Raw genomic sequence first — 20,895 nt, forward strand, 5'->3', positions numbered from 1 at the left:
GGAGCGTGAGCGGGAGCGGCGGCGCGCTACATTCGCGGCCATGAAATTCAGCCGCAGAGAATTGAACCGGGCCGCGCTGTGGCTGGCATTGGGGAACTGGGCCGCGCCGCTGCGCGCGCAAGTGCAAACGGCACCACGCTGGTCGTCGAACCCTTTCACGCTGGGCGTTGCCAGCGGCCAGCCGCGGCCGGACAGCGTCGTGCTGTGGACCCGGCTCGCGCCCGAGAACGAGGAAGACGCGGCCCGACTGGCGAAGAACGCGTGCGCCGTGCAATACGAGATCCATACGGATGCCGGCTTGCGCCAACCCGTCGCCCGCGGCGAGGTGGTGACCGATACATCCCGAGCCCTCAGCGTCCACGTCCACGCGCAGGGCCTGCAGCCCCAGCGCGACTACTGGTATCGCTTCAGATGCGGCAATGCCGTCAGCGCGATCGGCCGTACGCGCACTGCGCCGGCGGCCGAAGCCGATGTGCGGCGCCTGCGGTTCGCGCTCGCTTCCTGCCAGCACTTCGAGCAGGGCTACTTCAAGCCGCATCGGGAAATCGCCGGCCGCGAACTGGACTTCGTGCTTTTCGTCGGCGACTACATCTATGAGGGCAGCAGCCCCGCCTACGAGGTGCGCAAGCACGGCACCCGCACGCCGCACACGCTGGACGCCTACCGCGACCGCCACGCCCTCTACAAGGGCGACGCCGACTTGCAGGCTGCGCACGCCGCGCATCCGTGGATCCTGACCTGGGACGATCACGAGGTCGTGAACGACTATGCCGGCGACCGCGAGCCGGCCCGCGACGATCCCGAGCGCTTCCTGCGCCGCCGCGCGGCGGCCTACCAGGCCTACTTCGAGCACATGCCTCTGCAGATTCCGCCGCGGGGTAGCGCGATGCGCATCCATGACCGCTACACCTGGGGCCGGCTGGCCGAACTCTGGACGCTCGACTGCCGCCAGTACCGCAGCCACCACGCCTGCCCCGATCCCGAGCGTGACGCCGGCCGCTCGGTCATCGGGTGCGCGGACCTTGCAGCGCCCTCCCGCACGATGCTCGGCGCCGAACAGGAACGCTGGCTCGCACAGGGCCTGGTCTCTTCGACGCGGCAGTGGAAGCTGCTCGGCCAGTCCTCGCAAGTCAGCGCCACCGGGATCGACACGCCCGAAGGCCGAAAGATCTGGACCGATGGATGGGATGGCTACCCCGAGGCTCGCCGCCGTCTGCTGCAAGGCGCCCACCAGGCCGGCGTGCGCAACCTGGTGACACTCGGCGGCGATGTGCACCGGCATGCCGCCGCCGATCTCCGCGTGGTGCCGAACGACCGCGCCTCGCCCGTCGTCGCCACGGAATTCGTCGGTGGCTCGGTGACATCCAAGGGCGCGAGCATGGCCGCCATGGCGCGGATGCGGCGCGACAACCCGGACGTGGTGCATGCGCGAGGCGACCAGCGGGGTCATGCGTTCGTCGACATCACGCCGCAACACTTGCAATGCGAGTTCCGAGCGACCGCGCATCCGGTGCTGGCCGATTCGGCATTCGGCACGCAGGCGCGCTTCGTGGTCGAGGCGGGCCGTGCGGGCGTTCAGCCAGCCTGAAGAACCTGCTCAGCCTGGCGCCGCCTGCGTGCGCATGGCCTGGGCTTCGTTGCGAAACTGCCGGGGAGTGACGCCGGTCCACTGCCGGAACCGGCGGCCGAAATAGACGGCGTCGCCAAAGCCGCAACGGTGCGCGACATCGCCGATGCGGTCGCTGGAAGTCAGCAGCAGTTCCTTCGCGTGTTCCAGCCGACGCTCGGTCACCAGTTCGGTGAAGGTGCGGTCGGTTTGCTTTTTCAGCAGATGGGCGAGGTAGTTCGGCGACAGCATGGCCGCGGCCGCCGCGTCGTTGAGCGACATTTCCTCGTGCAGGTGTTCGCGCACGTAGCGCATCACGCGCTGCAGCGCGTCGTGCCGCGAACTGCGGCCGCTTTGGCGCGCCGCGTGGTCCAGCAACTGCGCTTGCTGCCGCTGGCAGGCCATTCCGAGCAACTGCAGCAGGATGCCGCGAATCGCGCCCTGGGTGCCGAAGGAGCGCGTCCGGTTCAGCGCGGTCAACTCGTCCAGCCAGCCGAGGATGCGGGCGAAGTCGGCATCCTCGAAGTGAAAGTCGACGTACTCCTGAAAGAGAAACGGTGCCAGTTCCGGCTGGCGGGCGATGGAGACCTCTTCGAGGTCCAGCGCTTCCACGTCGAGTTCCGGCCAGAGAAAGCCCTGGTCGAAATTGATGATGGCGTAGCGGGAGCCGGGAGGGTGCGGAACCACGTGCACCCGATAGGGCAGCACGAAGCTCACGTGGCCTGTGCCGAAGGGTCGCACCGCACCACCGATCACTTGCTGCGAGCCGCCCTGGACGCTCACCTGAATCTGAAAGTACTCATGCCGGTGCGGTCGCGCGAGAACGTCGCGGGCGCCTTCGAAACGGATGTCGAAGTCGAGGTGGTTCGCACGCTCTTGCATGCCGTAGAGGCGGAGGCTGGAATGGCGGGACGGGGTCGGCATCGGTCGATCCTAAGGTTGTGTGGGTTGCGTCCGTGTTCTGCGTAGATGTGTGCGGCATCGCGGCGGCATGCGGGGCCAGAATGAATCTTTTCAGAGCATCCCAACAAGGAGACAAGACATGTCCAGTTCACGTCGCGGCCTGCTGGCGACATCCGCCGCCATGGCCAGCGGAGCCCTCGTCGGTTGTGCATTGCCGGCCGGCGCCGCGCGCTCCCCGAGCACGCCCTTCGAAGTGCGTTCGTCGACGATTCCGATCGTCGGCAGCGAGCAGGCTTTCCCGGTGCGTCGCATCTATTGCATCGGCCGCAACTACGCCGCGCACGCGCGCGAGATGGGTTCCGATCCGACCCGCGAGCCGCCCTTCTTCTTCCAGAAGCCGGCAGACGCGATCCAGGTCGTCATGCCCGGCACGGTGCCAGACCATCGCTATCCGAGCCTGACGAAGAACTACCACTACGAGGCCGAACTGGTGGTCGCGCTGTCCAAGGGTGGCTCCAACATCTCGATCGACAACGCGCTGTCCCATGTGTACGGCTACTCGCTGGGCCTGGACATGACGCGCCGGGACCTGCAGCGCGAGATGGGCGACCAGAAGAAGCCGTGGGAAATCGGCAAGAGCTTCGACAGCTCGGCGCCCGTCGGGCCGATCCATCCGGTGGCCAAGGTGGGTCATTTCACCGACGGCGCGATCTGGCTCAAGGTCAACGGCCAGACCAAGCAGAGCGCGACGCTCAAGCACATGATCTGGTCGGTGGCTGAGCAGATCAGCCGGCTGTCGCAGGCCTTCGAACTGATGGCGGGCGACATCATCTATTCGGGTACGCCCGAGAACGTCGGACCGGTGGTGCGTGGCGACCTGATCGAAATGCACATCGACGGGCTGCCGAACCTCTCGGTTCGCGTGGTCTGATCCAAAGGCTCAGAGGCGGGCTTCGGCCCGCCCGATGCCCGGGAACTCGACGACCACCGCATCGCCCTTGCGGACCGGCAGAACGCCGACCCACGAGCCCGTGGTGACCACGGTACCGGCGGGCACGGTCGCGCCGTTGCGCGTCACATGCCGCAGCCAGATCGGCAGCAGCCGGGCCGGATCCCCCATCGAATGCGCGCCCTTGCGCAGATCGGGTGCGTTGGCGCCGATGCGTGTCTCGCAGACCTGCGCCGCCCAGTCGCGTGCGGCATAGGGCACCCAGGCGCCCAGCACCAGCGCGCCATGCGATTGCTGGTCCGCAAGGCGCAGCAGGGCCGGCGCCTTCGCCGGATCTTCCCAGCGTGAATCGACAATCTCGATGGAGACGGTCATCGCGTCGATCAAGACCGCCGCCGTCTCGGGCGTGAGCGTTGCGGCACGCTCGGGCGTCACGGCTTCGCCGAGGCGCAGGGCGATCTCGGATTCGATGCCCGGCGCATTGAAATGCATGTCGCTGTAGTTGGCGGGGCTGGCGCGCACGCCGGCCGGTGGCAATGGCGCGTGCGTCAGCACGACGTCGCGCGAGGGACCGCCGGACTTCCAGTGGCCGGGCACGGCCGTGCCGAACCATCCCATCGCCTCTGCCACGCGGTCCTGCACGCCATAGGCCTGCGCCGCGTCGCCCACGCTGTCCTGCCACGGTGCAGAAGCCATCGCGCGGCCCTCGCGCCACGCCGATGCCAGGGATGCCGCCAGATCCGTCATGCGTCGACTTTCACCTTGCCGTCCTTGACGACGCGCGCCCATTTGTCGATCTCGCTCGAGATGAACTTCGCGAACTTGTCGCGCGAACCGCCGCCGTCCTCGGCGCCGTAGGTGTCGAGCCGCTCCTGCACGTCGGGCATGGCGAGCACCGTGTTCACGTCGCGGTTGATCTTGTCGGCAATGCCGGCTGGCAGCTTGCCGGGGCCGGCGAGTCCGTACCAGGTGGTGGCCTCGAAGCCGTCGAAGCCCTGCTCCTGCATGGTCGGAATGGTCGGGTGGCCCTTCGCGCGCTTGAGCCGCGTCTGGGCCACGCCGATCACCTTGCCGCTCTTCACGTGCGGGGTCGCTGCGGTCATCGTCTCGAAGCTGTACTGGATCTGGCTGCCCATCAGGTCGGCCAGCAAGGGCCCGCTGCCCTTGTAGGGCACGTGCATCGCATCGACCTTGGCCTGCAGCTTGAACATTTCCAGCGCCAGATGCTGCGCGGAGCCGGCGCCAGCCGAGCCGAAGCTCACCTTGCCGGGCTCCACGGCGCACAGGGCCACGATGTCCTTGACTGTCACGGCCTTCTGCGTGGGGCTGGCGATCAGCAGGTTGGGCGTGACGCCGACCAGCACGATCGGCACGAAGTCGCGCTCCACGTTGTAGCGCAGCTTGGGCTGCAGGCTGGGCGCCAGCGCATGGCTGTTGATGTGCGCCATCAGCAGCGTGCTGCCGTCGGCCGGCTGCGTCGCCACGTACTCCGCCGCCAGCACGCCCGCGACGCCGCCCTTGTTCTCGACGATGACGGTCTGGTTCCACATCACGGCCAGCTTCTGCGCGACCACGCGGGCCAGTGCGTCGGTCCCGCCGCCCGGCGGAAAGCCGACCACGATGCGCACGGGACCGGAGGGCCAGTCCTGCGCGAACACGCTGGGTACGCCGAGGGTGGCGGCCGCCGCCGCGCCTGCGGCCTGGATGAAGGAACGTCTTTGCATGGTGTCTCCGTTTTTTTTGATTGAACGCGCTGCGCTCAGGCCGCCTTCTGCAGGGCGGCCGGCGCGACATGGCCGGCGAAGTAATCCATCGTGGCCTGCACGCCGCTGCCGGCGAGTTTCACGCCGGAGAGCTTCAGACCCATCTCGACACCGGCGACCATCGCGACCAGCGTCAGGTCGTTGCTGTCGCCGAGGTGGCCCATGCGGAACATGCGACCCTTGAGCTTGCCCAGCCCCGTGCCCAGCGACAGGTCGAAGCGCTGGTGGATGAGCCGTCGCACAGCGTCGGCATCGACGCCTTCGGGCGTGATGACGCCGGTGAGCACCGGCGAGTACACGGCCGGGTCGGCGCACTGGATCGGCAGGCCCCATGCGTTCACCGCGGCGCGCACGCCGGCGGCCCAGCGCTGGTGGCGTGCGAAGACGTTGTCCAGACCCTCGCCGAGGATCATGTCCAGCGCCTCGGAGAGTCCGTACAGCAGGTTGGTGTTGGGCGTGTAGGGCCAGTAGCCGTCCTTGTTCATCTCGACAATCTCGTCCCAGGCCCAGAACGAGCGCGGCAGCTTCGCACTTTTCATGGCTTCGAGCGCACGCGGCGAGATGGCGTTGAAGCTGATGCCCGGCGGCAGCATCAGCCCTTTTTGCGATCCGCTGATGGTGACGTCCACGCCCCATTCGTCGTGGCGGAAATCGGCGCTCGCGAGGCCGGAGATGCTGTCGACCATCAGCAGGGCAGGGTGGCCCGCCGCATCGATGGCGCGGCGCACCGAGGCGATGTCGGAGGTCACGCCGGTCGAGGTCTCGTTGTGCACCACGCACACGGCCTTGATCTTCTTTTCCGTGTCCTTGCGCAGGCGGGCTTCGATGAGGTCGGCCTGCACGCCGCGGCGCCAGCCCGCCGCCAGCGGCAGATGCTCGTCGGTGCCGTTGAAGGCGAGGAACTCGGTCGAGATGCCCAGCCGCGTCGCCATCTTCTGCCACAGCGAGGCGAAGTGGCCGGTCTCGTACATCAGCACGTGATCGCCGGGGCTCAGCGTGTTCGACAGCGCGGCCTCCCAGGCGCCGGTGCCGGAGGCCGGATAGATGATGACGGGATGCTGCGTCTTGAAGATCTGCCGGATGCCCGTCAGCACCTGCCGCCCGAGCACGCCGAATTCGGGCCCGCGGTGGTCGATGGTGGGCAGGCTCATCGCGCGCAGGATGCGGTCGGGCACCGGGCTCGGGCCCGGGATCTGCAGGAAGTGCCTGCCGGTGGGATGGGAGTCGAGTTGAAGCATGGAGCCGTCCTTTCCTCGCCAGTTTTGCATTCAAAAGACAAATGTTGATGATGGTTATCCCCTACGCCAAGCACTTGAGAGACAAAAAATTTGCATTCAAAATGCAAACAAGGAAATGAACCCATGGCGGAAGTGATCGAAATCTCGCGTCTCGCGCTGCATGACCAGGTGGCATCGCGGCTGCGCACGATGCTCATCGAAGGCCAGATCGCGCCCGGCGCCAAGCTCAACGAACGCGAGCTGTGCGAGCAGTTGCGCGTCTCGCGAACGCCGCTGCGCGAGGCCATCAAGCTGCTGGCGGCGGAGGGACTCGTCGACCTGCTGCCCAACCGGGGCGCGGTGGCCGTCAAGCTGACCGAGGCCGATGTGGTCAACACCTTCGAGCTGCTCTCGATGCTCGAAGCCATGTCCGGCGAACTGGCGGCGCAGCGCGTCACCGACGAAGAGCTGGCCGAGCTGAGGGCGCTGCACTACGAAATGATGGCGTGCTTTGCACGTCGCGACCTCTCCGGCTATTACCGGATCAACGCGCGCATCCACGTGGCGATCAACGACGCGGCCAAGAATCCGGTGCTGACGAGCACCTACCGGTCCATCAACGCGCGCGTGCAGTCGCTGCGCTTTCGCACCAACCAGAACGAAGCGAAGTGGGCGGGTGCGGTGGCCGAGCACGAACGAATGATCGAAGCCCTGAGCGCGCGCGACCCCGTCGCGATGCGCCAGGTGTTGATCGAGCACCTGAACCGCAAGCGTGACACCGTGCTGGAGCTGCTGCGCGCCGGCGAAATCTATCCACGGTCCAACGCGGCCAAGACCTGAAGCCTCACCCCATGCGCATCGAGCCCGCGAGCCATCTCCAGCCAGCCGGTACCGTCCTGCCCCCCAACGAAACCTGCGAGGCGCTCGCGAGGCGACTGGCGGCGGAGACACAGGGCGAAGTGCTCTTCGACGACGCATCGCGGGGCCGCTACGCGACCGATGCGTCGATCTACCAGATCATGCCGGTCGGCGTCCTGGTGCCGAAGACCGAGCGCGACATCGCGACCGCCATCGACGTGGCGCGCGATCTCAAGGTGCCGGTGCTGGCGCGCGGCGGCGGCACCAGCCAGTGCGGCCAGACTACGGGCGCGGCGCTGGTCATCGACAACAGCAAGCATTTCCGGCGCGTGCTGGACCTGGACCTCGAACGCCGCACCGTCACGGTGGAACCGGGCATCGTGCTCGATCACCTCAATGCGCAGCTCAAGCCGCATGGGCTCTGGTATCCGGTCGACGTGTCTACCAGCGCGCAGGCCACGCTGGGCGGGATGGCCGGCAACAACTCCTGCGGCTCGCGCTCCATTGCGTACGGCAACATGGTGCACAACGTGGCCGGTGCGAGCGCGTGGCTGTCCGACGGCGAACTCGTCGACTTCGGCCCGGTGTCGAACCTGGGCGCACGTGCGAGCGACATCGCGCTGCACGTGCGGCAGCTGGTGGTGCAGCACCGCAGCCAGATCCAGGCGAACTGGCCCAAGGTGCTGCGGCGCGTCGCCGGCTACAACCTCGACATCTTCGACAACCAGAGCGAGAAGCCCTACACCACGGACGGCAGCGTCAACCTCGCGCACCTGCTGATCGGTGCCGAGGGGACGCTGGCCTACACGCGGAGCCTGACGCTCAAGCTCTCCGAACTGCCGCGCGCCAAGGTGCTGGGCATCGTCAACTTCCCGACCTTTCACGCCGCGATGGATGCGGCGCAGCACATCGTGAAGCTCGGCCCCACCGCGGTGGAACTGGTCGATCGCACGATGATCGAGCTGAGCCTTGCCAACCCGGCCTTCAGGCCTACCGTCGAAACTGCGCTGATCGGCCGGCCGGCCGCGATCCTTCTGGTCGAGTTCTCGGGGGGCGACAAGGCATCGCTGTTGCCGAAGTTGAAGGATCTCGTCGATTTGATGAGTGAACTCGGTCTGCCGGGCAGCGTGGTCGAGATGCGCGACGACGCGCCGCAGAAGAACCTCTGGGAAGTGCGCAAGGCCGGTCTCAACATCATGATGAGCCTCAAGGGCGACGGCAAGCCGGTGAGCTTCATCGAGGATTGCGCGGTGCCGCTGGAGCATCTGGCGGAATACACCGATGGCCTCACCGAAGTCTTCGCCAAGTACGGCAGCCGGGGCACCTGGTACGCGCACGCGTCCGTGGGCACGCTGCACGTGCGGCCGATCCTCGACATGCGGACCGACGGCGCGGCCAAGATGCGCGCGATCGCCGAGGAAGCGAGCGCGCTGGTGCGCAAGTACAAGGGCGCCTTCAGCGGCGAGCATGGCGACGGCTTGTGCCGCGGCGAATGGATCGAGTGGCAGTTCGGCCCGGCCCTCAACGAAGCCTTCCGCTCCATCAAGCAGAAGCTCGACCCGATCAATCTCTTCAATCCCGGCAAGATCATCGATCCGCCGAAGATGGACGACGCCTCGCTCTTCCGCTTCGCGCCGGCGACCGCACCCAAGCCGTACAAGCGCATTCCGCTCACGCCCGTGCTCGACTGGTCCGCGTGGAACGTGCAGGCCGACCCGGTGACGGAGGTGACGACTGCGCCGGGCACCGGCGGCGACATCACGGGCGGCTTCGCCAAGGCCGTGGAGATGTGCAACAACAACGGCCACTGCCGCAAGTTCGACGCGGGCACGATGTGCCCGAGCTACCGCGTGACGCGCGACGAGCAGCACCTCACGCGCGGCCGCGCAAACACACTGCGCCTCGCGATTTCCGGCCAGCTCGGCCCTGACGCATTCACCAGCGAAGCCATGCACGAAACGATGGACCTGTGCGTCGGCTGCAAGGGCTGCAAGCGCGACTGCCCGACGGGCGTCGACATGGCGAAGATGAAGATCGAGTTCCTGTCGCACTACAAGAAGAAGCATGGGCACACGCTCAAGGACAAGCTGATCGCCCGGCTCCCGGACTACGCGCATGCGGCCAGCCGCGTGCCGTGGCTGCTCAATCTGCGCAACACCGTGCCGGGTGCGCGCTGGCTCGGAGAGAAGGTGCTGGGGCTTTCCGCGAAGCGCTCGCTGCCCGAGTGGCGCAGCGACACCTTCTGGCGCGCCGGCGATCCTTCGATGTTCGCGAGCCGCGAGCAGGCAATCGCCGCCGCAGGCGTGGGGCGCAAGGTCGCGGTGCTTTTCGTCGACACCTTCAACGGCAATTTCGAGAGCGAGAACGCGCTGGCTGCCGCGCGTGTGCTCAAGGCGGCGGGCTACATGCTGCACACGGTGCAAAAGGATGGCGGCCACCATTGCTGCGGCCGCACCTATCTCGCCAATGGCATGGTCGACGAGGCCAAGGCCAAGGCCGGCGCGCTGATCGATGCGCTGCTGCCGCTGGCCGATGCGGGCATTGCGATCGTGGGGCTCGAGCCCTCGTGCCTGCTGACGCTGCGCGACGAGGCATTGGTCATGGGCTTTGGCGCGAAGGCCGAGACGGTGGCCGGTCAGTCGCTGCTGTTCGAGGAATTCATCGCCCGTGAGGCAAAGGCCGGCCGCTTCCAGCTGGCGCTCAAGGCGGTCGACAAGCCGATCCTGCTGCACGGCCACTGCCACCAGAAGGCCTTCGGCGCGGTCAGCCCGATCCTCGACGTGCTCAAACTGATCCCGGGCGCCAAGCCGGAGCTGATCGAGAGCTCGTGCTGCGGCATGGCGGGGAGCTTCGGCTACGAGGCTTCCCACTACGAGGTCTCGATGCAGATGGCGGAGGCCAGCCTGCTGCCCGCGGTGCGTCAGAACCCCGACGCGATCCTGGTGGCCGATGGCACCAGCTGCCGTCACCAGATCGCCGACGGTGCGCAGCGCGAAGCGGTTCACGTCGCACGGCTGCTCGACGCGCAGCTCGCCTGAGGCCACCGGCGCCTGCCTGCGGCTAGGACACCTCGATCAGCAGGTCGGGCTGGAAGTTTTCCTGCTCGCCCTTGCCGACGTAGCCCAGCGGATTCGCCACCACCCGGCATCCGTCCTTCATGTAGTCGAAGTGGCAATGCAAGTGGCCGTGCAGCCAGAGGTCGGCTTGCGGCAGCAACTCGTCCAGGGAATTGCAGAAGCCCGCCGTGCCAGGGCTCAGTCCGTAGCGCGGATCGGCGCTCGCCAAGGTCGGCGCGAAATGGGTGATCGCCACCGTGGTGCCGTCGAAGCTTTCGGCCAAGGCGTTGCGGAGCCAAGCCTGGCATGTCAGCGAGTGCTCTCTCAGTGCTTCGGCGAGGAAGATTTCCCCGTCACGGAGCGTGGCGGCTTTCTGCAGATAGAAGTTGGCGGCGCGCATTGCCTTGCCGCGCTTCTTGAGGGCTTCGGACAGGCTGTCGGTCCGCTCGACCAGCGCATCGAAGTCGGCCCAGAGCGTGGTGCCGATGAAGCGCACGCCATCGATCACGCGGGTCTCGCGTTCCAGCCACCCGATGTCCAGCGCGTCGCAGGTTTCGCGAAGCCGGCTGTGGATCTCGTCGAAATCCGCGTTGTCGTATTCATGGTTGCCCGGGACGTACAGCACGGGCGCCGGCCACCCGTGGCGCGGGGAAAAGCGGGCCAGACCGAAATCGGGCTCGCTCAGACTGGAGCCTTCCTGGTAGGAGCCGATGTCACCGGCGAGCACCAGCAGGTCGGCACCGGGGGCCGGCGCAATCTGGAGGTGCGGATGGACTTCGATGTGGAGGTCCGAGAGCAACTGGAGCTTCATGAATGCAGTCTAGGCGATGGCGTTATGCGTGGATTGCATAAAAAGGGACTTGGAATACTGGGGAAAACCCTTAATCTTGGTTCATCATCAATACACCAGCGCGCCAACGTCCGCGCACCATCATGTTCAGCTTGATCGCCCAAGTGGCCCGTTTTCTTCGTCCCGCCTGTGAAACGACTCCGTCCAGCCCGGCCGCCGTGCTGATGGAAAGCGCCGGCAGCCGCGCCGGTCTGGACGCTCGCCAGGCCCAGGAACTGCGCGTCGCTGCCAGTGCCTGGCTGAGCGTCGTGCGCTGAGCGAGCACTCCTCGATCATTCTCTCGATGCCGGTTCGCCCGGCGCCCCGGCAAAGGCTGCGGCAGCCGATCGCAGCAGCGCCTTCCGCAGCCATTCATGCGAATGCGCGTGCTGCGCGCGCCGATGCCAGACTGCATCCACATGCACCAGCGGCTGGTCGAAGGGCAGGTCGCGCAGGACCAGTTGGTCGTCGATGCCCGTCACCCGCACGAAGTGCCGGGGCAGCACGGTCAGCAGATCCGAGTTCGCCACCACCCGGCCGGCCGTGAAAAACTGGTTCACCGTGACCACGATGCGCCGCTCCCGCCCCATCGCGCCCAGCGTCTGGTCGATGAATCCATAGGGGCGGCCCGAGAAGCTCACCAGCAGGTGGCGCGCGGCACAGTAGGCGTCGAGCGTCAGAGGCTCCGCCGCCAGAGGGTGGCCCCTGCGCATCACGCAGACGTACTCGCCGACATAGAGCCGCTGGCTTTCGAAGGGCACGCCCACTCCCGATTGCCCGCGAGCCGCAAGGGTGGCGATCACGGCCGGAAAGTAGCCGATCGCCATGTCGACCTCTTCCTTCTCCAGCATGGGGCGGGGGTCGCGAGTGGTTAGCGGCAGGACGCGCAGGGAAACGGCACGGGCTTCCCGCTCGACGATTTCGACCAACCCCGGCATGAGTTCGGCGGCGGTGGCGTCGGCCATGGCCAGCAGGAAGGTCGTATCGGCGATCCCCGCATCGAATTCGCCGGGCGCGAGCGTGTGCTGCAACTGCCTGAGGGCATCCCGGACGGTGGGCCACAGCGCCAGCGCGCGCGGGGTCGGTTCCACGCCGGCGCCCGATCGGCGCACCAGTTCGTCGCCCAGGACGTCGCGCAGCCGCCGCAGCGCATTGCTGACGGCCGGCTGGGTGATCGAGAGATTCCGTGCGGCCCGCGTCAGGTTGCGCTCTGCCATCACTTCGTCGAAGACGCGAAGCAGGTTCAGGTCGAGCGTGCGAAAGTTGACGTCCATCAGTGTTGTGAATGATAAACATCAGAAAGATAAAGTGGCAAAACACTAGGGTAACCCCTAATATCACCGCATCGGCTCCCGCCTTTCGTTCTTTAGGAGGAACGCATCATGACCAGTTTCGTACACGTTGACACCCCCGCAACTCACCCCGGCGTCGTTCGCGCCGAGGAAGTGATCGAGCGCATCCGCAGCGCTCGCCGCGGCTTCGACGGCGCGCGTGGCTTGGCCGCGCTGCTCCTGGCCGCCATTGTCTCGTCGCTGCTGGTCGTCGCCGACCGGCTGATGTCTACCTCGGAAGAGGGCGGTCTGCTGGTCGCTTGGGTGGTGCTCTGGGGCGTGGCCTTCTTTGCCATCGCGCTCTTTGCCGGCACGGCCCGCGTCGTGGCGACTCGCGCAGTTGCTTCGGCCCGTGGCGCCGCCCGCCGACGCGCCGCAGTTCGCGCCGACGAGCAATTCATGGCCTACGCCAAGCACGACCCGCGCATCCTGCGCGATCTGCAGGCGATCCGCACCCGCCAGGAAGCGGCAGAAGTCGTGGCACCCGCCAACACCCGGGAACAAGCGCTCGAAGTGGTCGCCAAGCGTTCCGCCAACGTTCGCACGCCGACCCTGCACGAAGCGATGCGCCGCGTGAACCTCGGCCAGTACTACTGATCCGACCCAGCCGCCTAAGACGGCCCGGCCCTCGAAAAAAAGCCCCGCGATGCGGGGCTTTTTCGTTGGTGAAACACCGCGAATCCGGCTCAGCCGGTCCGCCGGTGTTGCCCCCGGCAGGGGGTAGGCGAAGCGACACGAAGTGCGCGCAGCCTGGGGGCGAGCTCAAGCCGCCAGTCGCTGCTCGATCGCGGCCTTGGTGGCCGGCAGTTCCTTCGGCAGGTGGTGCGCGAGCTGCTGGAACAGTTCGGCGTGGAGCTTCAGTTCGGCCTGCCACGCAGCGTTGTCGATGCTGGTGACCGTTCGGAACTGTTCGGCGCTGAAGTTCAAGCCGGTCCAGTTCAGGTCCTCATAGCGGGGGCTGACGCCGAAAATGTGATCAGTGCCGCTGTCCTGGCCCTCGATGCGGTCGATCATCCACTTCAGGACGCGCATGTTCTCGCCGTAGCCCGGCCAGACGAACTTGCCGTCCTCGCCCTTGCGGAACCAGTTGGTCGTATAGATCTTCGGCGCCTTGGCGCCCGAAGCCTCGAGCTTCTTGCCCAGGTCGAGCCAGTGCTGGAAGTAGTCGCTCATGTTGTAGCCGGCGAAGGGCAGCATCGCGAACGGATCGCGGCGCACCACGCCTTGCTGGCCTGCGGCTGCGGCAGTGGTTTCGGACCCCATCGTCGCGGCCATGTAGACGCCTTCCACCCAGTTGCGGGCTTCGGTCACCAGCGGCACGGTGGTCGAGCGGCGGCCGCCGAAGATGAAGGCGTCGATCGCGACGCCCTTCGGGTCGTCCCAGGCGTCGTCGAGCGCCGGGTTGTTGGTGGCAGCGACGGTGAAGCGTGCGTTCGGGTGTGCCGCCTTGGCGCCAGTTTCCTTGGCGATAGCCGGCGTCCAGTCCTTGCCTTGCCAGTCGATCGCGTGCGCGGGCGCGTCGCCCATGCCTTCCCACCAGACGTCGCCGTCATCGGTCAGGGCCACGTTCGTGAAGATCACGTCGCGGTCGAGGCTGGCCATGCAGTTCGGGTTGGTCTGCATGTTGGTGCCGGGCGCGACGCCAAAGTAGCCGGCCTCGGGATTGATGGCGTGCAGCTTGCCGTCTGCGCCGGGCTTGATCCAGGCGATGTCGTCGCCGATGGTCGTGACTTTCCAGCCGTCGAAGCCGGCCGGCGGGATCAGCATCGCGAAGTTGGTCTTGCCGCAGGCGCTCGGGAAGGCGGCCGCCACGTGGTACTTCTTGCCCTGGGGGTTGGTCACGCCGAGGATCAGCATGTGCTCGGCGAGCCAGCCTTCGTCGCGGCCCATGTTCGATGCGATGCGCAGCGCGAAGCACTTCTTGCCGAGCAGGGCGTTACCGCCGTAGCCCGAGCCGTAGCTCCAGATCTCGCGCGTCTCGGGGTAATGGACGATGTACTTCGTCTTGTTGCAGGGCCAAGCCACGTCCTTCTGGCCGGCTTCGAGCGGCGCGCCGACCGTGTGGACGCAGGGCACGAACTCGCCGTCGACGCCGAGCACTTCGTATACGGCCTTCCCCATGCGGGTCATGATCTTCATGTTGACAGCCACATAGGGGCTGTCCGACAGCTCGATGCCGATGTGCGCGATCGGCGAACCGAGCGGGCCCATGCTGAAGGGCACGACATACATCGTGCGGCCCTTCATGCAGCCGTCGAACAGCGGCTGCAGGGTGGCGCGCATTTCCGCCGGGGCCATCCAGTTGTTGGTGGGGCCGGCGTCTTCCTTGTTGGCGGAGCAGATGAAGGTGCGGTCTTCGACGCGCGCGACGTCGCTCGGATCGGAGGTCGCGAGGAAGGAATTGGGCCGCTTCGCCGGATCGAGCTTCTTGAAGGTGCCGGCGTCGACCATCAGCTGGCAGAGGCGGTCGTACTCTTCGGTACTGCCGTCGCACCAGTGGATGTCGGCGGGCTTGCACAGCGCGGCCATGTCGGCCACCCAGGCGATCAGCTTCGCGTTCTTGACGTAGGAGGGTGCCTGCATGGCAAGACCCTTCAGCGGTGCGTTCATCGTCTATCTCCTAAGTTGAAAATCGTCTTTTCGAACGTGACTCGGTGCCTTGACGGCGAGATCCGTTGGAGAAAACGCTTCCGCCTCGGGAGAGCGGCTGCTTGGCAGGCGGTAGGGATCGGAGAACGAAGGCCGGCGACGTTGCCGACCCAGGCTGGCCTGTGGTGCTTCGAGCAGCGGCGAGGGCACGAAGTGCCCGCGCGGCGGCCGGATTCAGGCGACGTAGATGGCGATCGACGCCAGAAGGAGCATCAGTACCCCGCCGACCAACGGCAGCACCAGAGGCATGAGGTGGACGATCGACTCGACCGCGTCTTTTTCGACCGCGGCTGCGTGGCCGGGTTCGATGGGGGTGGGGTTGGACATTGGAGTTCCTTGGGTTCTCGAGACTGAAACCATTTTACCGACTGGTCCGCCGGTCGCGGTCTAGGGGGTTCCCAGACCCCCGATATGCGGCCTTACCGCTGTTCGGACGCCTCGAAGCCGGCCTCGCGCAATGCATCCAGCACGGCAGACAGGTGCCCGCGGCCGCGGGTCTGCAATACCAGCTCGATGTCGACGTTCTGGGCCGCCAGCATCGTGAACGCGCGCTGATGATGCACTTCGTCGATGTTGGCACCTGCTTCCGCCACCGTGGCCGTGATATGAGCCAGGGAGCCCGGCACGTCGCGCGCACTGACCCGCACCCTCGCCAGCCGCCCGGCCCGGACCATTCCCCGTTCGATGATGGCCGCGAGCAGCAGCGGATCGATGTTGCCGCCCGACAGCACGAGCCCGACCCGCTTGCCCTTGAAGCGCTCCGGATGCCGGATCAGCGCGGCCAGTCCGGCGGCTCCCGCGCCTTCGACCAGCGTCTTCTCGATTTCCAGCAGCATCAGGACAGCCTGCTCGATGTCGCCCTCGTCGACCAGCAGCAGGTCGTCGACGTGGCTGGCGATGATGTCGCGCGTCAGCACCCCCGGGGTCCCTACGGCGATGCCTTCGGCGATCGTGCTGGCGCCCTGAGGATGGTGCGTGCCCTGCACCGCGTTGACCATGGCCGGAAAGCGCGTCGTCTGGACGCCGACGATCTCGATGCCGGGCTTGCGGGCGCGTGCGGCGATCGCCATGCCGGCGATCAGCCCCCCGCCGCCGACCGACACCACCAGCATGTCGAGATCGGGCACGGCATCCAGCATTTCCAGCGCCACGGTGCCTTGGCCGGCGATGATGGCTTCATCATCGTAGGGATGGACGAAAGTCAGGCCTTCGCGTTCCGCCAGTGCCAGTGCGTGGGCACGAGCGGCATCGAGCGTGTCGCCGTGCAGCACGACTTCGGCGCCGAAGCCGCGGGTCCGCTCGATCTTCACGCCGGGCGTGAAGCGCGGCATCACGATGAGCGCCCGCAGCCCCAGCCGCTGTGCGTGGTAAGCGACGCCCTGGGCATGATTGCCGGCCGACATGGCGATCACGCCACGCGTGCCCCCCTCGGAGAGGTCCACCAGCTTGTTACATGCGCCGCGTTCCTTGAACGAGGCGGTGAACTGCAGGTTCTCGAACTTGAGGAAAACCTGCGCCCCGACGATTTCGGAGAGCGTGCGCGATTCGACGCAGGGCGTGTCGAGAAGCTGCCCGTGTAGGCGTTTCGCGGCGCGTTCGATGTCTTCGATTCCAACCATCGGCGGAATTGTGGCCGGAATTGCAACTTCCGGGCTGTTACCCGTCGTGAGGCTTCCCGAAGCCAATACTCTGCGTTATGGTCGCGCTCAGATTCAGTTTCCGTTCAATGGGGGATTCCCGATGGTCAAGCGTTCCGGCGTCGATGTCCTGGCTGCGGTTCCCCGCGGCCATGCATTGCCATCGCCCGGACTCAAGGAAGCACCGGTGCTGGAACTCATGTGTTCGCACTTCGTGCTCACCCTGGCGGCCAAGCAAGGCCCGCGCTTCAACGTGCGCCGCGACCTCAACGGATTGCTTTCGCTGACCGGACGCCATCTTGTCTGGCCCTTGCCGGTGCTCCAGCGCTTGCGCGAGTTCCTCGGGCGCCGCTGCGCCGGCAACGAGATCTGGAAGGGCGTCGAGGACTACGATGGCCGCACCCTGCTCGAACGGCACGGCGTCTGGCGCGGCCCTTATGAAGAGGGCACGCTGTTCTTCTACTTGGATGAATACGCCAAGGACCAGCCGAAGGACCTGCTGTCGGTGCTGTCGGTCACGCGCGACTGGCTCACGCATGCGCTTCGCAAGCAGTCCACCCTGGTCGAAAAGAACATCGACGCGCTTGCCGGCCTGCTGCAGCTCAACAAGGCCGAACGCGCGCTGCTGTTGTACGGCACGCTCGCACGCTATCAGCGCGACCTGCGCTCGCTGCTGGTCGAGTTCAAGGTCAACAACGCGCCGGAGGCCTACGCGGCCATCGCGGAGGTGGCCGGCGTCAACGCCAGTGAGGTGGGAGAGGCGCTGCGCGCGGGCTCGCGCCTGGAGCGCATCGGCCTGGTCGAGAACCTGATCTCCGAGCACAACATCACCGATCTCGCAGATCTCATGAAGGTCAGCGAAAAGCTCCCGCCGGTGCTGATGCGCGAATACCGCGACCGCAATGAGCTGATGGCCGTGTTCACGCGCCCATCCGCCAAGAGCGCGTTGTCGGTGCACGATTTTTCCTTCGTCGAGGACGATGCCCAGATGCTGGTCACGCTGCTGCGCGCGGCAGTGGCGCGCAAGGAGCCGGGCGTCAACGTGCTGCTCTACGGCCCGCCCGGCACCGGCAAGACCGAACTGGCCAAGGTCGTCGCGCAGGCCGCCGGGCTTGAGTTGTTCGAGGTGGAATACGCCGACCGCGACGGCAACTCGCTCTCGGGCCGCGACCGCTACCGCTCGCTGCAGATCGCGCAGGTGTTCCTCAAGGGGAGCGAGCAGGCCGCGCTGCTCTTCGACGAAGTGGAAGATGTCTTTCCGCCGATCAGCACCGAGGCCGCGCAGATCATGGCGCGCGCCGAGCAGATTCCGTCGCCGACCAGCGGCAGCGTCAGCGGCAAGGCGTGGGTCAACCAGATCCTCGAATCGAATGCCGTGCCGACGCTATGGGTCACCAACCGCATCGAGCAGATCGATCCGGCGTTCCGTCGCCGCTTCGCCTATCACCTCGAACTGAAATCGCCGCCGCCCGGCGCGCGCGAGCAACTGGTGCGCAAGACGCTCGAAGGCGTTGCGGTGTCGGAAGCCTTCACGGCCAAGCTCGCCGGACGCAAGGGTCTGACACCCGCGCAGATCCGCACGGCAGTGCGCTTCGCGGAACTGGCGATGACCGATGGCAGTTCGGTCGAAGTTCTGATCGAGCGCCAGCTCAAGAACGCCGATCTGGCCCTGGGCACGCTCGACACCCAGGGCGCGCGCCGCAGCGTCACGACCTACGACCTCGAGATGCTGAACGTCGAGACGCGCTTCGAGATTCCGCGCATCGTCGAGGCGCTCAAGGTGCGCGGCCACGGCACCCTGTGCTTCTACGGCGCACCGGGAACCGGCAAGACTGCGCTCGCCGAGCACATCGCCAAGGCGATTGCCCGGCCGCTGATCGTCAAGCAGGCGAGCGACCTCATGAGCAAGTACGTCGGCGAGACCGAGCAGAACATGGCCGCCATGTTCAAGGAGGCGGAGGCCGAGAAGGCGATCCTGCTGCTCGACGAGGCCGACAGCTTCCTGCAGGATCGCCGCGGCGCGCAGCGCACCTACGAGGTGACCGAAGTCAACGAGATGCTGCAGGGCATGGAGCGCTTCGACGGCATCTTCGTGTGCACCACCAACCTGCTCGACCGCATCGACCAGGCGGCGTTGCGGCGCTTCACCTTCAAGATCAAGTTCATGGCCCTGACTGGCGAGCAGCGCGAGCGCATGTTCGTCACCGAGGCGCTCGACGGCGACGCGATGCTGCTCACGAGCGAGATCAGGTATCGGTTGGCCAAGCTCCCGCAGCTTTGCCCGGGTGACTTCGCGGCCGTGAAACGGCAAACGGATATCCTTGCGGTTTCGTTCTCGGCCAGCGAGTTTCTCGACCAGCTGGACGCCGAGCATCGGATCAAGCCCGAGGTGCGCGAATCGCGCGGCATCGGCTTCGTCCAATAACACCAACATGACGGCAGCGCCGGATCCGGCGCGCGCAGGGGATTCACAGATGAGGGGTTTCCGGACCATGGGCCGGGCGCGCAGCGCGGCGGCCGTTGCCATGCTGGCGATCGTTGCCGTGCTCGCCGGATGCGGCGGAGGTGGAGGAGGCGGTGCCGCCGTGCCCTTGGGCGTGGCGCTGGTGACGCCCGCGACGGCGAACGGCGAGCCGGCCGTTGCGTCGTCCAGCGTTGCCGGCCAATGTGCCGCGCCGCGCTTCGGCGTCGATACCGACACGGGTGCCGCCTTCCCCGACCAGCCCGGGTCGGTCGCCACCGAGAAGAGCTGGGTCCGCGCGTGGATCGATGAAACCTACCTGTGGTTCGACGAGGTGCCGTCCGTTCGGGCCGCCGACTTCGCGACGCCCATCGATTACTTCGGTGCACTGAAAACGCCCAAGCTCACGGCGAGCGGCAACGCCAAGGACCGCTTTCACTTCACTGCGGACACTGCGGACTACCGTGCGCTGTCGCGCAACGGCATTGAAGTCGGCTACGGGTTCGAGCTTGCCTTCCTGAGCGCCGCGCCGCCGCGCGACCTTCGCGTCGCGTACACCGAACCCGGTACGCCGGCGTCCCAGGCGGCGATCGGCCGTGGCGCGAAGGTGATTGCCGTCGACGGCATCGACGTCGCCGAAGGCGCGGATGTCGCCGGGCTCAACGCGGGACTCAGGCCGGCGCGCGAAGGCGAGGCGCACAGCTTCACGCTGCGTGCGCCGGACGGCATCGATCGCACCGTCACGCTCACCGCCACCCGCATCACACGGACGCCGGTCCAGAACGTGGAGACGATCCCGACGCCCAGCGGGCGCGTCGGCTACCTGCTTTTCAACGACCACATGGCCACCGCGGAAGTGCAGCTCATCGCAGCCGTCAACCAGCTCAAGGGCGACGGCATCGTCGACCTGGTGATCGACATGCGCTACAACGGTGGCGGCCTGCTCGACATCGCGAGCGAGCTGGCCTACATGGTGAGCTCGCCCGCCGCGACGACTGGCACGGTGTTCGAGCGAATGCAGTTCAACAGCAAGAATCCGTTCCATCTTACGGCCGCGCAGATGATCGTCCCCTTCCGTTCGACTTCGCGCGGTTTCTCGGTCCCGGCGGGGCTGCCGCTGCCGCAACTCGGGCTGTCGCGCGTGACCGTGTTGACGGGTCCGGACACCTGCTCCGCCAGCGAGTCGGTCGTCAACAGCCTGCGAGGCGTCGGCGTCGCGGTCAACCTGATCGGCGACACCACCTGCGGCAAGCCGTACGGCTTCTACCCGGAAGACAACTGCGGCACCACCTACTTCGCGATCCAGTTCCAGGGCGTCAACCAGCAGGGCTTCGGCGACTACGGCGACGGCTTCGCACCCACCTGCACTGTGGCCGACGACTTCGGCCATGCGCTGGGCGATCCCGCCGAAGGCCTCCTTGCTGCGGCGCTCGGCTTCCGCGCCACCGGGGCCTGCCCGGTGCAGGGGCCAAGCAAGGCCGACGTCGGCCGCAGCAAGGCCGAGACGGGCAACGTGCCCTATCTGATCCGGCCGCCGGCACGTGAGAACCGCATCGTCACACGCCCGTAGCGCCCAACCAAAGCGGGCCCCTTCCAGAAACACCGCGGATCCGGCTCTGCCGGGCCGCTGGTATTG

17 protein-coding genes are annotated in these 20,895 nt (G+C 66.7%); 8 read left to right on the plus strand and 9 right to left on the minus strand.

The features are described from left to right. Positions 1–40 precede the first annotated feature (40 nt). The gene (locus QTI24_RS27475) at positions 41–1,588 is read left to right on the plus strand and encodes an alkaline phosphatase D family protein (protein ID WP_286604741.1); all 1,548 of its coding nucleotides are present in this window, start codon (positions 41–43) and stop codon (positions 1,586–1,588) included. A gap of 9 nt (positions 1,589–1,597) precedes the next feature. On the opposite strand, the gene QTI24_RS27480 is transcribed toward QTI24_RS27475, so the two are convergent. Continuing rightward, the gene (locus QTI24_RS27480; protein ID WP_286604742.1) at positions 1,598–2,530 is read right to left on the minus strand and encodes a helix-turn-helix domain-containing protein; all 933 of its coding nucleotides are present in this window, start codon (positions 2,528–2,530) and stop codon (positions 1,598–1,600) included. Between the two features lie 118 nt (positions 2,531–2,648). Between QTI24_RS27480 and QTI24_RS27485 the strand changes: the two genes are divergently transcribed. Then, on the plus strand, positions 2,649–3,440 hold the full coding sequence (locus QTI24_RS27485) for a fumarylacetoacetate hydrolase family protein (RefSeq protein ID WP_286604744.1): 792 nt from the start codon (positions 2,649–2,651) through the stop codon (positions 3,438–3,440). Positions 3,441–3,449: 9 nt separating this feature from the next. Here the strand turns inward: QTI24_RS27485 and QTI24_RS27490 are convergent, their stop codons facing one another. Genes QTI24_RS27490 through QTI24_RS27500 form a run of 3 tightly spaced genes read right to left on the minus strand, consistent with a single transcriptional unit; the run spans position 3,450 to position 6,459 of the window. Next, entirely contained in the window at positions 3,450–4,205 is a 756-nt protein-coding gene (locus tag QTI24_RS27490; RefSeq protein ID WP_286604749.1) for a fumarylacetoacetate hydrolase family protein, read from the minus strand. Further along, positions 4,202–5,182 (minus strand): Bug family tripartite tricarboxylate transporter substrate binding protein, encoded by a 981-nt coding sequence (locus tag QTI24_RS27495; protein ID WP_286604751.1) that lies wholly within the window; start codon positions 5,180–5,182, stop codon positions 4,202–4,204. Before QTI24_RS27495 ends, QTI24_RS27490 begins: the two co-directional genes overlap by 4 nt. Positions 5,183–5,217: 35 nt before the next feature. Beyond that, positions 5,218–6,459, minus strand: coding sequence for a pyridoxal-phosphate-dependent aminotransferase family protein (locus tag QTI24_RS27500; RefSeq protein WP_286604754.1), 1,242 nt, complete (start codon positions 6,457–6,459; stop codon positions 5,218–5,220). A gap of 123 nt (positions 6,460–6,582) precedes the next feature. Here QTI24_RS27500 and QTI24_RS27505 point away from each other — a divergent pair, with 123 nt between their 5' ends. Further along, positions 6,583–7,278, plus strand: coding sequence for a GntR family transcriptional regulator (locus QTI24_RS27505; protein ID WP_286604757.1), 696 nt, complete (start codon positions 6,583–6,585; stop codon positions 7,276–7,278). Positions 7,279–7,289: 11 nt separating this feature from the next. Then, complete coding sequence (locus QTI24_RS27510; protein WP_286604758.1) at positions 7,290–10,334, plus strand: FAD-binding and (Fe-S)-binding domain-containing protein; 3,045 nt, start codon at positions 7,290–7,292, stop codon at positions 10,332–10,334. Positions 10,335–10,356: 22 nt separating this feature from the next. Here the strand turns inward: QTI24_RS27510 and QTI24_RS27515 are convergent, their stop codons facing one another. Continuing rightward, positions 10,357–11,163, minus strand: a complete 807-nt coding sequence (locus tag QTI24_RS27515) for a metallophosphoesterase (RefSeq protein WP_286604761.1) — start codon at positions 11,161–11,163, stop codon at positions 10,357–10,359. Between the two features lie 122 nt (positions 11,164–11,285). Between QTI24_RS27515 and QTI24_RS27520 the strand changes: the two genes are divergently transcribed. After that, positions 11,286–11,459, plus strand: a complete 174-nt coding sequence (locus QTI24_RS27520; protein ID WP_286604764.1) for a hypothetical protein — start codon at positions 11,286–11,288, stop codon at positions 11,457–11,459. A gap of 15 nt (positions 11,460–11,474) precedes the next feature. On the opposite strand, the gene QTI24_RS27525 is transcribed toward QTI24_RS27520, so the two are convergent. Beyond that, positions 11,475–12,455, minus strand: a complete 981-nt coding sequence (locus QTI24_RS27525; RefSeq protein WP_286604766.1) for a LysR family transcriptional regulator — start codon at positions 12,453–12,455, stop codon at positions 11,475–11,477. Between the two features lie 108 nt (positions 12,456–12,563). Here QTI24_RS27525 and QTI24_RS27530 point away from each other — a divergent pair, with 108 nt between their 5' ends. Beyond that, on the plus strand, positions 12,564–13,109 hold the full coding sequence (locus tag QTI24_RS27530; RefSeq protein ID WP_286604768.1) for a hypothetical protein: 546 nt from the start codon (positions 12,564–12,566) through the stop codon (positions 13,107–13,109). A 165-nt stretch (positions 13,110–13,274) separates the two neighbouring features. Here QTI24_RS27530 and QTI24_RS27535 read toward each other — a convergent pair whose 3' ends face one another. From QTI24_RS27535 to QTI24_RS27545, 3 genes are all read right to left on the minus strand, one after another. Next, positions 13,275–15,122 carry a phosphoenolpyruvate carboxykinase (GTP) gene (locus QTI24_RS27535; RefSeq protein WP_286604770.1) on the minus strand — a complete coding sequence of 616 codons (1,848 nt, stop codon included), beginning with the start codon at positions 15,120–15,122 and terminating at the stop codon, positions 13,275–13,277. A gap of 213 nt (positions 15,123–15,335) precedes the next feature. Next, a complete protein-coding gene (locus QTI24_RS27540; RefSeq protein WP_286604772.1) occupies positions 15,336–15,488 on the minus strand; it encodes a hypothetical protein in 153 nt (50 codons plus the stop codon). A 92-nt stretch (positions 15,489–15,580) separates the two neighbouring features. Continuing rightward, complete coding sequence (locus tag QTI24_RS27545) at positions 15,581–16,780, minus strand: threonine ammonia-lyase (RefSeq protein ID WP_286604774.1); 1,200 nt, start codon at positions 16,778–16,780, stop codon at positions 15,581–15,583. Positions 16,781–16,901: 121 nt separating this feature from the next. Between QTI24_RS27545 and QTI24_RS27550 the strand changes: the two genes are divergently transcribed. Both QTI24_RS27550 and QTI24_RS27555 read left to right on the plus strand, forming a co-directional pair. After that, positions 16,902–19,223, plus strand: a complete 2,322-nt coding sequence (locus QTI24_RS27550; RefSeq protein WP_286604775.1) for an ATP-binding protein — start codon at positions 16,902–16,904, stop codon at positions 19,221–19,223. A gap of 49 nt (positions 19,224–19,272) precedes the next feature. Continuing rightward, positions 19,273–20,829 (plus strand): S41 family peptidase, encoded by a 1,557-nt coding sequence (locus tag QTI24_RS27555; protein WP_286604776.1) that lies wholly within the window; start codon positions 19,273–19,275, stop codon positions 20,827–20,829. The last annotated feature ends 66 nt before the right edge of the window (positions 20,830–20,895 follow it).

The sequence above is a fragment of the Variovorax sp. J22P240 genome, from assembly GCF_030316855.1.
Classification (GTDB): Bacteria; Pseudomonadota; Gammaproteobacteria; order Burkholderiales; family Burkholderiaceae_C; genus Variovorax.